Annotated in this window: 3 protein-coding genes; 2 read left to right on the forward strand and 1 reads right to left on the reverse strand. The window is 36.7% G+C overall.

Features of this window, described 5'->3' with window-relative positions; genetic code table 11:
- Positions 1-39: 39 nt before the first annotated feature.
- Entirely contained in the window at positions 40-10,197 is a 10,158-nt protein-coding gene (locus tag DMZ43_RS11940) for an HYR domain-containing protein (RefSeq protein WP_131508518.1), read from the reverse strand.
- A gap of 476 nt (positions 10,198-10,673) precedes the next feature.
- Between DMZ43_RS11940 and DMZ43_RS11945 the strand changes: the two genes are divergently transcribed.
- Complete coding sequence (locus tag DMZ43_RS11945) at positions 10,674-12,188, forward strand: hypothetical protein (RefSeq protein WP_131508520.1); 1,515 nt, start codon at positions 10,674-10,676, stop codon at positions 12,186-12,188.
- Between the two features lie 188 nt (positions 12,189-12,376).
- The gene (locus tag DMZ43_RS15050) at positions 12,377-18,373 is read left to right on the forward strand and encodes a PKD domain-containing protein (protein WP_131508522.1); all 5,997 of its coding nucleotides are present in this window, start codon (positions 12,377-12,379) and stop codon (positions 18,371-18,373) included.
- Positions 18,374-18,376 lie beyond the last annotated feature (3 nt).

Consider the following 18,376-nt stretch of genomic DNA (forward strand, 5'->3'; position numbering starts at 1 on the left):
CTTGCTCTTTTTGAATAACTTAAAAATTTGGTGCTTTAACTAGTACTTAACAATAACTTTTTTACTGTATGAACTAGTGTTTGTTTCAATTTTTACTACATAGTTTCCTTCAGAAATGTTCTTTACAGGAATTCTTAGTTCATCAGAAAGAGGAAGGTTGGTCATGTTCCATGATTTTACAACCTGTCCAGCAATATTTATCATATAAATTTGCTTAGCATTGATTGATGAAGGTGTTTTAATGTATAACTCATTAGAGTTATGTAAATATTTTACAGTAATATCTTTAAGTTGAGTATCAATTACTGATAGTGAATTGTCTTCGACAAATACAATATTAAACCTACTATTATAATCACCTGCTTCAAGATTAATGTTAAAGTTACTGTAGTTAATTTGAGTATAACTGTCTTCAGTACTGTCATATACAAAAACATCAATGTCTTCATCAAAATTTTCTAAATCAGTTAATGAGATGCTTACATTTCCTTGATCGCTTAGATGGATATTAAGAGGATATGTGTTTAGTTCATCAAACTCGCCAACACCTTGAATAATATAATTGTTATCTTCTATACTCCAAGAAGCATCATTGGTTAGTTGATCTCTATTTTGCGCATCATATCCATAGTCAACACCATCAGTAGCTTCATTATTAGGAGTAAAACCTAACAATAAATGTCTACCAGCATTTTCAGAGGTTGTTACTTTTAATCTTAAGCGTTTAATACCATCATTGTATGCTTCACTTTCACTGTTTTCAGAGTTTAAATTAAGTCCGTTTGACCTCATAAATACAGAAGCTCCACTTGTTTCTTTAACAAAAGTACGCTGAGAGTTATTAAAAGTAATAGTACCACCATCAGCATCAGCTAGTACAAAGAAACCTTGACCAACTGGTACATATCTTTGTGGTATTTTTCCTGTATTACCTGAGCCATTAATTTCAGGAGGTGTTACAGAGGGTACACCACCTAATTTAGTGTAGTATGCGTAAACTCCTTCATATTCAGACAAGTAGTGCGAGTTGTTAGATGGAGCTTGCTCCCAAAATATAAGTGCGCCATCTAATAATGTACTGCTTCCAAGAGGTCCATTATCATCAATAAAAGTATTTGCATCAATTGCTGAAGGATAAGGGTTACCAACTAAAGCAAGATTCAATCCACTTATTGAATGAGTAATAGTACCATTATTTGGTTGTCCTCTAAAGGTGTAAGTTTGATTTGGTGTTGCAGCTCCACTACCTTTTAAGGTAAATCCAAGTCCTACATTTACATTTGATGTAGGGTTAATAGATATCCAAGAGCTGTAATCATTGATAGCACCATTTAGGAAATTATATAACCAATTGCTACTTAATGTAACAGGGTTGGTTGCTCCATTAGCATCATAGCCTGTAGTCCAACTCACAGGATTGTTGCCATCGTAAAGAATACTTCCAATATCATACGTTCTAGAGTTACTAGCGCCTAATGTACTTACAGGGCTTCCCCAATAATTATAATTGTATAGGTTACTTGTTCCTTCTTGATCACGTTCTAATCGTCCTGACCCTGTATAATCAACAATACTATTATTCGGTTGTAATAACTGAGACTCACCAACTAAATCCAGAACACCATCAATTTTTAAGTATTTACTAACGTTTAGCTGTTGGTCATTGGTAATGCTATATCTGTTAGCGTCAACAAGTAAACCTAAAACAGTAGTTGCTCTATTTCCAGATGTTACATCATGTTGAGTTCTTACAATATTCCAGTTTACTAAAGTTCCATTAATACCATTGGTGTTAGGAACTTGTTGTACAGTACCATTTAACCATGTGTTTTGATTGTTCCAAGTCCCGTTTTGATTACTTACATAAGGAAGAGGAGAAGTTTCTTGCTGCGTTGAATTTATGTTTAATAGATTACCATTAATTCCGCCAAGGTTTGCATTTAATAGACCTCCAGTAACATCAAAGGCTTGATTCATTTGATAATAAGCATCAAGATTTGCCCAGGTTAATCCAACAATATCTAAACCTAAAACAGAACCTCTAACATTTGCACCATTTTGCTCAATTTCTTGATTCATCATTTCACGAATTTGGGTAGCTGTAAGTGCTGTATTCCAAATACGCAATTCATCTAGCCAACCGTTAAAATGGTTAGTTGGTATGTTAGTGCTTCTGTCCATTGCACCTAATAAAAATCTTCTGTTGTTTGCGTTAGGAGCACCACCTGTGTTACTGTTTATTTCAACACCATCTACATAAAGCCTATATGTTGAACCATCAAATGTAACAGCTGTATGATACCATCTGTTAGTGGTTAATCCAGTTGCTGAAACTTGTCCGCCACCATTCCATCTAAACGATAGTGTATTATTTACTAATCTTAAATCAAAACCAGTACTTAAGTTAAGCGCATTCCTTTTAGAATAAATAGTCTTGATGGTTCCAAGTGCATTTGGTTTTACCCAAATTTCTATACTGAAAGGACCGTTAAGATCAAAATTATCATTGAATGAAACTGTATCATCAATACCATCAAAATCAATATTATTACCACAGTTAGGGAAACTAATATTAGCCAAAGTGGCTTGTGAATTACCGCAAGGAGAAGGATTTGTAATAGTCCATATAATACTGTACGTGCCACCACTTTCACCTATAAATGTAGCATTAGGGTCATTTACGTTAGAAAAACTAAAACTATGTCCAGTACTTGAAGTTGCTGACCATTGACCAGAACCATTTCCTGATAAAGTAATTTGAGCAGTACATCCAGTAGCAGGAACCGCAATAGATGCTGATGCTGTTGTAAATGGAACTATAGTATAGGTAACAGAGTCAGATGTGTTACTACAAGGAGCCATGGCTGAATTTGTAGTATAAGTCAATGTTACACTACCATTAGTAATATCATTAGCTCCTAACGTATAAACAGCATTAGGATTGTTGTTATTGAAAGTTCCATCACCAGACGAAGACCAAGTGGCAGTTGTGCTTCCTCCTAAGGTTGCGTTAAGGTTAATGCTACCACTTGTTTCACAAATGGCTTGGTTAGTACCTGCATCAACTACAGGTAATGGGTTGATAGTAACAACTTTTGAATCTACTGCTACACCACATGGTCCTGCAGGATTGTTTGTCGTATAAGTTAAAGTAACTGAGCCATTAGTTATATCAGCAGCACTTGGAGTGTAGATTCCAGATGAGAAGTTACCAGTTCCTGATGTGCTCCAAGTAGCTGAAGTAGCACTTCCACTATAGTTAGCAGAAGATAAGTTCACAACATCTCCTTCACAAATGGTTACATCGTTTCCAGCATTAACAGTAGCCGCTTGATTAATCGTTATAGTTATAGTGTCGCTTGCTGAACCACAAGGTCCACTAGGGTTATTTGTGGTATAGGTAAGCACTACACTTCCGTTTGTTATGTCAGAAGTTCCAGGAGTATATATGTTGCCAACAAAGCCACCATCACCTGCTGTACTCCATGAAGCAGAAGTAGCACTTCCTCCATAAGAAGCTGAAGATAGCGTTACAGACTCTCCTTCACATATCGTTTGATCAACACCAGCATACACTGTAGCTAAAGGATTTATTGTAACTACCATAGTATCGCTATCGCTAGGACATATTCCATCACTAGGTGTGTTTGTTGCTGTAAGTGTTACCGAACCATTAAAGATATCACCAGCACTTGGTGTATATGTGTTACCAGAAAAGTTACCTGATCCAGAAGTCGTCCACGTTACTACAGCGTTTGTTCCTGAATAAGTAGTTGAAGAAAGGTTAACGGTTTCTCCTTCACAAATTGTAATATCGTTAGGAGCAGTCACTGAAATAGGTTCGTTTACTGTAATGGTTACAGACTCTCCAGAAATAGGAGTTGGGCATCGGTTATCATTAAGAGTGTTATTTGGATAGCTAGGAAAAGTGTTTTGATGGTATCTACTTCTGTTTAATGTGTAAGTTGTTGTTACAGTAGGGGAAACAGTCATTGAAAAGGTTCCATCAGGTTGAACATCATACCATGTATTTCCACTACCATCATCAATTCTTATTTGACTATCAGGAGAACCTTCAAATGTGATTGTAGTGCTATCTCCTTGACAAATAGTAGTGTCCGTTGAGGTTATTTCAGCCTCAGTTGGTTCTAAAATGTGAATTTCTAAATTATCAACGACATCAGTACAAGCTGTACTGCTACCTATCATTGTAATTGTAATAATATCACCTCCTTGAGCATTTGTTGGTAAATAGTATACGCTATCTTCAGCGTAATCAGTTATGTCAACACAGTTGTAAGGAATCCAATCACCAAACCAACAGCTGCCAAAAACCTCAATTCCAGAGCAATAGTAATCACATTCTTGACCTATTATTTGAGTTGAAAAGTAACCAGTGCCATTTAAAGCATTATTATCTGTCCAAGTCCAGTTTTCATAATTTAATCCACCATTGTCGCCATACATTTGTATTTCAGTGGTTCCCTCGCAAACGTAAATTATGTCTGTATCTCCTGTGGCATCATCAGGAGTGAACACTTCTATATCAATATTTCCTAAAGGCCAAACAAGGATAAGCCCACCTTGAGGAGTTGAGGACCCACAAGGATTATTGGCAGTAACATAAACTCGATAAGGAAATAGTTGTGGAGTTGCAGTCACCATCACATCAATATCGTTACTATTTGGATTGGCTGATATTATATTGAAAAAAGCATCAGCAGGTGCACCTCCAGAAGTTGTGAAAGTCCAAGTATAAGATTCAACATTAGAATCAGGTGGTACTTGTAAGTTTATTGCTTGAGGAGGAGTACAAACATTTGCAACGTTATAATCATTGTTTATTAAGTTTGGTTGTGAAGGTGCTCCATTAAAAACTTTTATTATACCATCTATTGTAACATCAGGTCCACATCCTTGTGCGGTTACGGTATAGGAATGTGTTCCAACCTGTGTAGAACTACCTTGTATAGTTAAAATTCCTGTTCCTGAATTATAAGAGCCTGTAACTCCAGTTGGTAAACCTGTTACAGTGACTCCAGTAGATCCAATACCTACCTGGAATTCTATAGGAGTCATTGCAGAACCATTATTGCAAAGACCTTCATAGGCATCATCTGAAATTAAATCAAGTGTAACATTAGGGTTCACGGTAATTGACCCTGAAGCTGTAGCTGTACCGCAGCCAGTTGTTGTAATATTATAATTAAAAGTTCCTGTTTGGGTAGTAGAACCACTTATAGTTAAAATACTTCCTACATAAGAACTTGTTATGCCAGTTGGTAAACCTGTTACGGTTATAGAAGGAGCATCAGTGATATTATATGTAATATTAACTAAACTATCTCCATTACAAATTGTTTGATTGTTATTAGCTGAAGTTAATGAAATTGTAGCATCAGGTGTTACAGTCATTGTTAAACTTTCAGTAGCAGGTATAGGAGTAGCGCAAGTAGCGTTTGATGTCACAGAAACTGAGATGATATCTCCATTATTAATGGCTGAGGAACTGTAAGAGTTGGTATTTGTTCCAACAGGGTTACTATTAACATACCATTGATAAGAAGGGTTAGAGCCTCCATTTGTTAAACCTGTAACAAAAAAGGTTAAATTATCTCCATTACAAGCAGGATTAGCTGATGCGTTTAAGTTGAAGGATACAGGTAAAAGTGGGTTAACAGTCATAGTAATTGTATTACTGCTCACTGCTGTAGCACATACCGAAACACTTGAAGTCATTTCAACTGATACTTGATCATTGTTGGTGAGTGTACTTGTAGTAAAAGTATTACTATTGTTTCCTACAGAACCACCATTAACAAACCATTCATACGATGGAGTTGCTCCACCATTAACAGGTGTAGCAGTAAAAGTTACTGCTTCACCAGCACAAACAGGGTTGTTGTTTACACTTATAGAAACTGAGGCACCTTGAGAAGCATCGGTTATGGTTACCGTTGCAGTACAAGAATCAGAGTTTCCTGAACCATCAGTCACTGTTAATGTTACTGTGTTTGTTCCAATATCATTACAATCAAAAGTAGTTTGCGACAATGTCATATTTGAAATAGAGCAATTGTCTGTTGAACCGTTGTCTATATCATTAGCAGTAATTGTTGCTAAGCCTGTTGTTGGGTTTAACTGTAAACTTAAATTTTGACATATTACATTTGGTGCTTCATTGTCAACTACAGTTACAATTTGAGTGCAAGTAGTTGAATTACTATATCCATCATTTGCTGTCCAAGTTACTATCGTTTGACCTAGAGGGAAAATAGCAGGCGCATCATTACTATAACCAACACCACAGTTATCATCTACTGTTGGAGTACCTAAGCTTACACCACTAGCAGTACAAAGTCCAGTATCAGCATTTACAGTAATATCTCCAGGACAAGTAATCGTAGGAGGTGTTACGTCATTTACAGTTATAATTTGAGTACATTGACTACTGTTTCCTGCTAAATCAGTTACAGTCCAAGTAACTGTTGTATTTCCTAGAGGGAATGTAGCTGGTGCATTATTTGTGATGGTGTCAATGCTACAGTTATCATTAACGGTTGGGCTGATTAATGTTACGCTAGTTGCTTCACAATTGTTATCAGCGTCTACTGTGATATCAGAAGGACAGGCTATTGTTGGGTTTTCATTATCATTAACTGTTACTGTAAACGAACAAGACGTTGTATTACCAGCTGTGTCTTCAATTTCAAATGTGTTTGTAGTAGTTCCTACAGGAAATGCACTTCCTGAAGGTAAACCTGCGGTTTGAGTAATAGTAACTGAACCGCAATTATCAGAACCAGAAGGAGCTGCATAAGTTACGATAGCTGAACATAGTCCAGTGTCATTAGTTGTTGTAATGTTGCCAGGGCAATTTATAGTTGGGTTAGTAACATCATCAATAACCACGTTTTGAGTTTGTGTAGATGTATTTCCGTTTCCATCATCATAAGTCCAAGTCACTACAGTTGTACCTTGAGTAGCGATTGGTAAAGAGGCATCATGAGTTACAGTTACCGTACCACCACAGTTGTCAGTAGCTGAAGGAGGCGTTAAAGTAGTCACTTCACATTCAGCAGTTACATCGGCAAGCGTCGCCACATCAGGAACAGGAGCAGTAATATCATCAATAATCACGTTTTGAGTTTGAGTAGATGTATTTCCGTTACCATCATCATAAGTCCAAGTTACCACAGTTGTACCTTGAGTAGCAATTGGTAAAGAGGCATCATGCGTTACCGAAACAGAGCCACCACAGTTATCAGTAGCTGAAGGAGGCGTTAAAGCTATCACTTCACATTCAGCAGTTACATCAGCAAGTGTCGCTACATCAGGAACAGGAGCGGTAACATCATCGATAATCACGTTTTGGGTTTGAGTTGATGTATTTCCGTTTCCATCGTCATAAGTCCAAGTTACCACAGTTGTACCTTGAGTAGCAATTGGTAAAGAGGCATCATGTGTTACCGTTACAGCACCACCACAGTTATCAGTAGCTGAAGGAGGTGTTAAAGCAGTCACTTCACATTCAGCAGTTACATCAGCAAGCGTCGCCACATCAGGAATAGGAGCAGTAATATCATCAATAACCACGTTTTGAGTTTGTGTAGATGTATTTCCGTTTCCATCATCATAAGTCCAAGTCACTAAAGTTGTACCTTGAGTAGCGATTGGTAAAGAGGCATCATGAGTTACAGTTACCGTACCACCACAGTTGTCAGTAGCTGAAGGAGGCGTTAAAGTAGTCACTTCACATTCAGCAGTTACATCGGCAAGTGTCGCCACATCAGGTACAGGAGCAGTAATATCATTTATAACTACATCTTGAGTTTGAGTAGATGTATTTCCGTTTCCATCATCATAAGTCCAAGTCACTACAGTTGTACCTTGAGTGGTAATCGGTAAAGTCGCATTATGTGTTACTGTTACAGAGCCACCACAGTTATCAGTAGCCGAAGGAGGTGTTAAAGAAGTCACTTCACATTCAGCAGTTACATCAGCAAGCGTCGCCACATCAGGAACAGGAGCAGTAACATCATCAATAACCACGTTTTGGGTTTGTGTAGATGTATTTCCGTTACCATCGTCATAAGTCCAAGTTACCACAGTTGTACCTTGAGTAGCGATTGGTAAAGTGGCATTATGAGTTACCGTTACAGTACCACCACAATTATCAGTAGCTGAAGGAGGCGTTAAAGCTGTCACTTCACATTCAGCAGTCACATCAGCAAGCGTCGCCACATCAGGAATAGGAGCAGTAATATCATCAATAACCACGTTTTGAGTTTGTGTAGATGTATTTCCGTTACCATCATCATAAGTCCAAGTCACAACAGTTGTACCTTGAGTAGAAATTGGTAAAGTGGCATCATGCGTTACCGTAACAGAGCCACCACAGTTATCAGTAGCTGAAGGAGGTGTTAAAGCAGTCACTTCACATTCAGCAGTTACATCAGCAAGCGTCGCCACATCAGGAACAGGAGCAGTAACATCATCAATAATCACGTTTTGAGTTTGTGTAGATGTATTTCCGTTACCATCATCATAAGTCCAAGTCACTACAGTTGTACCTTGAGTAGTAATTGGTAAAGAGGCATCATGAGTTACAGTTACCGTACCACCACAATTATCAGTAGCTGAAGGAGGTGTTAAAGCAGTCACTTCACATTCATCCGTTACATCAGCAAGCGTCGCCACATCAGGAACAGGAGCAGTAACATCATCAATAACCACGTTTTGGGTTTGTGTAGACGTATTTCCGTTACCATCGTCATAAGTCCAAGTTACCACAGTTGTACCTTGAGTAGCGATTGGTAAAGTGGCATTATGAGTTACCGTTACAGTACCACCACAATTATCAGTAGCTGAAGGAGGCGTTAAAGCTGTCACTTCACATTCAGCAGTCACATCAGCAAGTGTCGCTACATCAGGAACAGGAGCAGTAACATCATTTATAACTACATCTTGAGTTTGGGTAGACGAGTTTCCGTTCCCATCATCATAAGTCCAAGTCACTACAGTTGTACCTTGAGTGGTAATCGGTAAAGTCGCATTATGTGTTACTGTAACATAGCCACCACAGTTATCAGTAGCTGAAGGAGGCGTTAAAGCTGTCACTTCACATTCATCCGTCATATCAGCAAGCGTCGCCACATCAGGAACAGGAGCAGTAACATCATCGATTTCTATGTTTTGTATAACATCTATATAATTTCCATTACCATCATCAAAATTCCAAGTTATAGTATACGTTCCTTGAGTGTTAAATGTTGTTGCGTCAGAAGTTGTTCCTGTTATGATAGTACCACAATTATCAGTTGTTGTTGGAGCTGTAACAGTAGCATTACACTCAGCAGTTATATCTGTTAATGCAGGTGTGTCAGGATTGATAGTGTCCACAACTGTTACTGTTGTAGTGCAAGTGTCAGTCTGACCTAAAGAATCTTCAGCGGTCAAGGTAACAATTACAGGGCTTCCAATATTGGAACAGTCAAATGAGTTGACATCAATTGATAAAGTAGGAGTGTCAAAGTCATCAGTAGAACCATTATTGATATCAGTAGTGTTTATTGATGCGTTACCTGTAGCGTCTAGATAAACTGTTAGTGTAGCAATACAGTTAGCAGTTGGCGGATTATCTGCTCTAAAAGTAGCTCTGTAGTTAGCGCCACCATTGCTAGCGTAGTGAGTTCCATCAGGAATATTGTCACTATTTGTATCGTATTCTGACCTAGTATAAACTTCAAGGTAATAATCACCTGAAGGTAATCCGTTTAAAATATTAATATTAGCACCTGAAGATTCCCAAGTTTGATCTATACTGTTTCCGCCACAATGATTAGAAGTTCCGTCATCAGTGTTAAATAAAATTTCGTGAGGAATAAAAGCTGAAGGAGCATCACTTATCAAATAAACCCTGTAGTCCAACCAGCTATTTAAAATATTATCGCTAAAGCATTTATAAGTTTGATTTTGAGCACCATTAAGTATTAAACTATTTGATGAGGTAAAAGTTCCAAGATTTAAACCATCAAAATCTTGGTTTCCTGTATTTGCTTGTAAATCATAAAAGGTGTTTCCAGAACTGTTGATATCTAGTATTAAATAACTCTCGTATATGTTGGATTGACCAATGCTTAAATTAGAAATCAAAGCAATTACAATTGCAATGATGCGAAGTAAATATTTTTTCATTTTAGCTATAATTTGTACAAACTATGTGTCTTTGTTTTAAAAAATGGGGCTAATTGTTTAGTTGTTAAATAGCTATTAATTGTATAAATAAAAGGGAATGGCCAAATTTATTGTCAATATAACCTTACACGAAAAATACTCGTTGAAATGCTTATTTATACTTTGACGGTTGTTAAAAAAAATAGAGAAAAACTATTCTTCGATAAAATGCAATTTTACCCGATGATTATCAAGAGGGTAATTATTTGTCAATCAGAAGTGTAGAGTAGGTTTGTTAAACTGTATTAAAGTGCGAAATTGAGTTAAAATACTAACGTGATTTGATAATTTAATACTTAATTAATCTGCAAAACTAGGAGCTTAAAAAGATTTTTGTAAATTTATAATCCCTTCCCTATATACTAATAGTCATTTTAAATGATGGGTTAATAGCATGGAGTTTAGTCAACTTCATTTTTAACTCTAAAATATTAATTATGGCTCAATTAGATACTTCAAAGTATAATGTAAAAAATAACTCCAATTATTCTTTTGCAGCGTTTCCGGATGCGAAAATTTATCCTGATGAAAATGAGGATGGAAAATGGACTCAACACCTTCTTTTTGGTGATTATATAAGTATAGTCGATTTAGAAATTGTTAATAGTCATGTTAAGGTAAAATCAAGAAATAAATTAGGTTGGATACACATTAACGATCTTCAAAAAGAACGTGTTCTAGAAGTCAACTTTGTAGATATAGGTCAAGGCGATGGGTGTCATTTAATCACTCCTAATGACGAACATTATCTCATCGATGCTGGTAAAGGCGATAATATGTATCGCTATTTGTATTGGCGATTTAACTTAGATAAAAACACAGCGTTGCCCTTTAAGTTTAAAGCATTATTGAGTCATCCTGATAATGATCATTTTTTAGGGTTTTCACAAATTTTTGAAGCTCCAGCGGTTGAGTTTGATAAAATTTATCACAGTGGCATAGTTCAAAGACCAAAGCGTACTGATAAAGGCTGGAACACTCAATTAGGCAAAAAAGAAGAACTTTCTGATGGTAAAGATTACATAACAACGTTGCTGTTTTCAGATAATGAAGTAAAAAGTGTATTGAGTGATGACGAAAACTTAAGCGGTAGCGGTTCACAATATTGTAAAACTATTTTTAAGACATTAAATCAACTACAAGACCCAGAGTTTATAGGGTTAAATAGTAGTGACGGATTTATAGTAGGTGATGGTTCTGATACAAGTTTTTCATTAGAAGTGTTAAGTCCAATTCTTACAAATATTGACGGAAAAAAAGCATTGCCATACTTTGGTAGTCAAGGAAAAACCAAAAACGGACATTCAGTATTATTAAAGCTAAAGTACAAAAAGCTCAAAGTACTATTAGGTGGCGATATAAATGAAGAAGCTGGCGAGTATATTAATGCATGTTTGGGTGATGAAGCGTCTGATAAACTTCAAGTTGATATTGCAAAAGCGTGCCATCATGGAAGTCATTTGTTTAATTATGAATTTTTAGAGCATGTTAATGCATTAGGAACTGTAATCTCTAGTGGTGACGATGAAAACTATAGTCACCCAAGACCTGATACTTTAGGTGCAATAGGAAAAACAGGATATAGTAAAAAACCTTTGATTTTTAGTACTGAGTTGGCTAGATCCAATAAAGAGTTCTCAACAGCTACAATACCAGAACTGGTTTTAAAATACCAAACATGGGAGCGAGCTCAAAAAGATTATGAAAACTTACTCAATAATTTTGTAGATACACCCGAAAATGAACAAGCTATAAAGGCGCTTAAAGAGGATGCTACAAAAAAATATAAAGAGATTAATTCTTACTTAACAAGACATGGTATGATTAACCTAAGAAGCGATGGACATAAAATGATTGTGGCCCAAAAGCTTGAAAAAGATTCTAATCATGGTAAGTATGATATTTATGAATTTGAATATAGCGATACCGAAAAACGTTTTGTGAGAATTTAAAAATTAAACCTATAGTCAAAGTGTTGAATTGACTTAAAATTAATATACAACAAATGTTAATTTAATAAGAATTTAACTACATTTATTTTTTCTAAGCCATTTAATATCATTTGCTTATGAATAAAAATACATTCCATTTGCTTGCAATAGCGTTTTGCATAGTGTGTTGTTTATTTAGTGTCTTTAATATGAATAAAGACGTTTTTACTCAGTCACTGTACAATAAAGATTTAATTAGTTTAAACAATGCAATGATGCCAAACGCTACTATTGATGGAGATGCAGACGTGTGTCTTAACGATAGTCCTAATCCGCAAGTTACATTTACAGGCTCTAATGGAACTACACCTTATACCTTTACCTATACTATAAATGGTGGAGCGTCTTTAACGGTTTCTACAACTGGTAGCAATAATTCGGTAGCTCTTAATGCAAGTACAGCAACAGCAGGAACGTTTGTTTATGAGTTAATCTCAGTGACTGATGCTAATGGAGACGCAACTAACGAAAATGGCACAGTAACAATAGTTGTCGGGACACCTCCTACAGTAGATTTTACATTTAGTAATAATGGAGCTTGCTCAGGAACACCAGTTGTATTTACGCCTAATGTAACAGGAAATGGACCTTATACTTACGATTGGGCTTTTGGAGATGGAGATTCTTCAACTGCTCAAAATCCATCTCACGAATATGTAGCTGAAGGCTGTGGGTTTTCTACTTTTTCAGCAACTCTTACTGTAACCGATACTAATGGATGTACAGCGTCTATTTCTAAAACCATTAGTGTTGAACAAAAGCCAAATATGAGTTTTGAAGATTTAGATGCACAATTTAGTCCACCTTTTGATAATTGTGGAAATAACACATCAGATCCAGAATATACTGTAAACGTTGGGAATACCTCACCTTCAGATAGCTGTATCGTATCTTATGACATTGATTGGGGAGATGGCACAACAGAAACTAACGTGACGTTTCCGCTTTCGCATACTTATTTGGAGTTAGGGTCTTTTAATATGGTTGTTACTGGTTATAGCGATACAGGCTGTATAAATACCGAAACGATTTTAATTAAAAATTCAAGTAATCCAGTAGGAGCGATTGAAATTCCTGGAAATACAGTAAACCTTTGTTTGCCTGTGTCTCCAATAGATTTTGCTATTGGGTCTTGGGGAATTAACCCACCAGACACTGTATACTATGTTAATTATGGAGATGGCACCCAAGTTACTTACACGCAAACACAGTTAGAAGCATCTACATATTATAATGCCTCAAATCCTGCTGCATCACAAAATTATCCAATACCACATACCTATACTGAATCTAATTGTCCAAGTCCAAACTATACAGTCTTTTTGAGTATTGTGACCTCTTGCGGACAAACCGATTTAACAGCAGGACCAATTATTATATTAAGTAAGCCTGATGTAGATTTTGAATTTGAATCGCCTGCTTGTGTAGATGTACCTGTTCAATTTACTAATTTAACCACAGGAGGTTATAACCAAAACTGTACCACAAACTCACTGTATTATTGGGATTTTGGAGATGGCAATACGTCTACCGATGAAAATCCGTCGCACACTTACACTGCAGCAGGAACTTTTAACATTACCTTATATGCCGAAAATTTTTGTGGTGAAACCGATGAAATAATTAAAACCATTTGTGTAGAACCAGAACTAGTAGCCGACTTTACATTAGATGCTAATAATGGTTGTGCTCCATTTATAGTAGCTGCTACTAATACTACAGATACATCTATGACTTGTAGTGCTGAAACGTATTTATGGGAAATAGCTTATACACCTGATTTCTGTGGTACTACTGAATCTTGGAGTTTTACTAATGGTACAGACGAAAATTCTGTAAACCCATCGTTCCAATTTGATAATGCAGGAATATATACAATAACACTAACTGCAACTAATGCTTGTGGAAGTAGCACAATATCTGAAATAGTTGAAGTTAAACAACCTCCAGCAGCGACCTTAAATCCAGTTACTGATAGTTGTGGGACAGCTTCTGTAAATCCTGTAGCAACAGTTGTGTCTTGTGCTCCAGCATCTGAAACGGTCACTTACAGTTGGAGCTTTCCTGGAGGTGTTCCTGCAACGTCCAATACACTTAACCCAGGAACCATTGCTTATAATACAATAGGTAACTACACAATAACATTCAGTGTTACTAATAGTTGTGGTACAACAACAGTAACTCAAGATTTTTCGGTTAATGAAACACCTACAATTACAAATACCAATTTAACGCAATCCATTTGTTCTGGAGTCGAAACCGCAGCTATTAACTTAACGTCTGATAATAGTGCTACAACATACAGTTGGGTATCAAATAATCCTGCAGGTTTAACAGGATATGTGCCATCAGGAACTTCCGATGTAATTCCTGCTCAAACACTTGTAAATAACACATCTAATCCAATCATTCTTATTTATACAGTAACACCTGATATTAATGGTTGTAATGGAGCTCCAGTAGATTTTGAAATCACAGTAGAACCTGCACCATTAATCACAGATCAACCCATACCAAATTCGGTATGTTTAAATGGAACACCTGATGATTTGTCGGTAACCATTCAAGGAACAGGAACACCAAACTATCAATGGTATCAAAATACGGTTAACGATACTACAACAGGAACACCTATTGCAGGTGCAACTTCAGCAACATATACACCACCAACAGATACTGTTGGAGAGATGTATTATTATGTCGTAATTACGTTTTCAACTGGTGGTTGTAATGAGATAACGTCTAATGCAGCTCTAGTTGAAGTAGTTAATTCTTCTCAAATTGATGTTGAGCCTATTGCTACGCAATCTGTTTGTGTTGGTGGTCTAGCAGATGAGTTGTCTGTAGTCACTTCAGGAGGAACAGGAACAATTTCATACCAATGGTTTAGTAACACTACTAGTAGTACAACAGGAGGAACACCAATTGCAGGTGCGACAATGGCAAATTATACACCTCCAGCATATACAACAGCTGGAAATTATTACTATTATGTTGAGGTTGTGTTTACAGCAAGTGGATGTGCAGGTTTGGTAAGCGATGTAGCAGAAGTGGTAGTGGTTGATGATCCTGTAGTAACAACGCAACCTATTGCATCTCAAAGTTTATGTCAAAATACCAGTGTACAAAATTTAGAAGTTGTTGCTAATGGAGGTTTAGGAACAGTGAGTTATCAATGGTATGTAAATACTGTAAATAGTAATACAGGAGGAACCCTAATTGTAGGAGCAACAAGTAGCACTTACACACCACCAGTTGATACTGTAGGCACGTTTTACTATTACTGCGTGGTGCAGCAAGATGTGTCTGGTTGTGAGGTAGTAAGTGATACTGCTGAAGTTGAAATTAGTGCAGGCGCGCAATTTACAACTCAACCAATGTCTGATGTATTATGCTTAGGAGAAACAACAGCAACGCTTCAAGTAGCTTACGTAGACGGAACAGGAACTCCAACATACCAATGGTATGAAAATACAGTTAATGACACCACAACAGGAACAGCTATTGCAGGAGCAACAACAGCAAGTTATTTACCTGATGTGTCTTCTGTGGGAACCACATTTTATTACTGTATTATAACGTTTAATTCAGGTGGTTGTTCAGAGTTGATTTCTGCAGTTGCTGAAATTACTGTTAACGAAACACCAGATATTAGCGATGCAACAGTGTTAATTTGTAGTGGTAACGCGTTTGTACACAATCCAGATGCTACCAATGGAGATACAGTACCAGCAAATACAATGTATACTTGGTCTACGCCAACGGTTACTCCTGCAGGAAGTAGTGTTGGTGCTTCTGAGCAGTTAACGCCTGTAGCTTCAATAACACAATTTTTAGAAAACACAACAGTTAATCCTTCTACTGTAACTTATACAGTTACGCCTATTTCAGGAAATTGTGTAGGAGCAAATTTTGAAGTGATAGTTACTGTAAATCCTTCAATTTCTGTAACTACAACAGTTATTAATAATACCTGCTTTGAGTCTAATAATGCGTCAATAGAAATTGATATTGTTGGAGGTGTGCCTTTTTCAACAGGAAATCCTTATAATATCGATTGGTCAGGACCTAACGGATTTACAAGTACTAACGAAGATGTTTTTAATCTAGAAGCAGGAACTTATGTGCTTAACATAGAAGATGATGGAGGTTGTCCTTATACCGAAATTTTTGAAATTATTGAACCAGATGAGCTTGTGTTTAGTGCTGTCAATTTTGATCCTGATACAATATCTTGCTTTGGTGCAAATGATGGGTCAATAGGTATTGATATTTCAGGAGGAACAATGCCTTACACCTATAACTGGACGCTTAATGGAGGTCCTTTTTCAACGGATGAAGATGTAACAAATTTAGGTCCTGGAGTGTACGAAGTTTCAGTAACCGATGGTAATAGCTGTGGACCAATAACTCAAGAGTTTGTTATTGATGAACCTCCTTTGTTAACGGTAAGTTTACTAGACCAAACCAATGTGTTGTGTTTTGGAGATAATACAGGTGCTATTACAATTGAAGCTTCAGGTGGTCGACCAGACTATACTTTTTCTTGGGTTGGACCAAACGGTTATGCGAGTACTAACCAAGATATTGATACTTTATTTGCTGGTTTATATACAGTAACGGTTACAGATAGTTCTAACTGTATTGCTGTTTTAGAAGTTACGATTATTCAAAATGATGAAATAAATATTGATGTGACAACTACCGAAATAGAGTGCTATGGAGATAATAATGCATCAATTACAATCAATAACATTTCAGGAGGTGTTCCGCCTTACGACATCGCTTGGAGTAATTTTGGTACAGGTAATAGTCAAACAAACCTTTCTGCAGGAATTTATACCATTACAATTACTGATGCTGAAAACTGTCAAAGAGATGTTCCGATAGAAATTGAAGAAGCTCCAGTTTTTCTAATAGACCCTGTTGTTACTCAAATGTCTTGTGCAGGAGAAAACGATGCAAGTATAGCTTTAAATTTAGTTGGAGGAATTGACCCTGTTACGGTCGATTGGAATGACGACCCAACAGCAGGAGTGGAGCGTAATAATTTAGCACCTGGGACGTATACAGTTACTATTACTGACGGAACACCATGCGTCATTCAAGAAAGTTTTACAATTTTTGATATCAATCCTTTGGTACTATCTGCCAACATTACTAATGCGCTTGATTGTGATGATACCAACAGTGGTGCAATAAATTTACTCATTCAAGGAGGTACACCACCATTTGATGTGTTATGGTCTAATGGTGCAACTACCGAAGATTTAAATAGCATACCTCCAAATACCTACACAGTTGTAGTTACTGACGCTAATGGTTGCGAAATTCAAGGAAGCTGGGACGTAACAAGGTTTGAACCTCTAGAGTTGCAAGTCGAAACACAGTCTGATGTAGATTGTGAAACACAAACTGTTAACCAAACATTTGTAGCTATGGCAAGCGGAGGAGTGCCACCATTTCAATACAATTGGTCAAGCGGTACAGTTAGTGGAGCAAACAATGAATTAATGACTACTGATATTAACGGACTAGTGCTTTTAGAAGTTGTAGATAGTCAGGGTTGTACGACCAATTATAGTTTTAATGTAGACATCCCAGTTTTAGGAAACCCAGGATTCGAGACTACGTCTTTTGGGTTTGAAAACTATGGAGTGTATGCTATTAGCGACCCTATACAGTTTACAAATACTGCAACTGGCGATTTTGAAAGCATTCTGTGGGATTTTGGAGATGGCAATTTTTCAGCTGAAGAAAATCCAACACATACCTATTTAGAAGTAGGAAACTATGTGGTTACGCAAACAGTAACCTATCCGTTTGGATGTGTATACACCCATACAATAACGCTTATTGTTGAACCTGGTTATAAACTTATAATGCCTAATGCATTTACACCTAATGAAGATACTTTAAACGATTATTTTGGACCTGTTTATGTAGGCTTAAACACCTTAGAAATTAACATATATGATACTTGGGGAAGCCTTATCTACTCAGAGTCTGGAGACGATATTAGAGGTTGGGACGGAAAAGTAAAAGAAGAAGAAGCCGAAAACGGAAACTATTACTACACCTTTTCTGCCAAAACATTTTATGGCGATACGGTTACAAAACAAGGTGCATTTGTATTTATTAAATAGAGC

It is taken from the genome of Meridianimaribacter sp. CL38, assembly GCF_004328055.1.
GTDB lineage: Bacteria > Bacteroidota > Bacteroidia > Flavobacteriales > Flavobacteriaceae > Gaetbulibacter_B > Gaetbulibacter_B jejuensis.

Excerpts from the sequence above, each read along its gene's own strand:
- DMZ43_RS11940 (WP_131508518.1), bottom strand. The coding sequence starts at position 10,197 with ATGAAAAAATATTTACTTCGCATCATTGCAATTGTAATTGCTTTGATT.
- DMZ43_RS11945 (WP_131508520.1), top strand. The coding sequence starts at position 10,674 with ATGGCTCAATTAGATACTTCAAAGTATAATGTAAAAAATAACTCCAAT.
- DMZ43_RS15050 (WP_131508522.1), top strand. The coding sequence starts at position 12,377 with ATGAATAAAGACGTTTTTACTCAGTCACTGTACAATAAAGATTTAATT.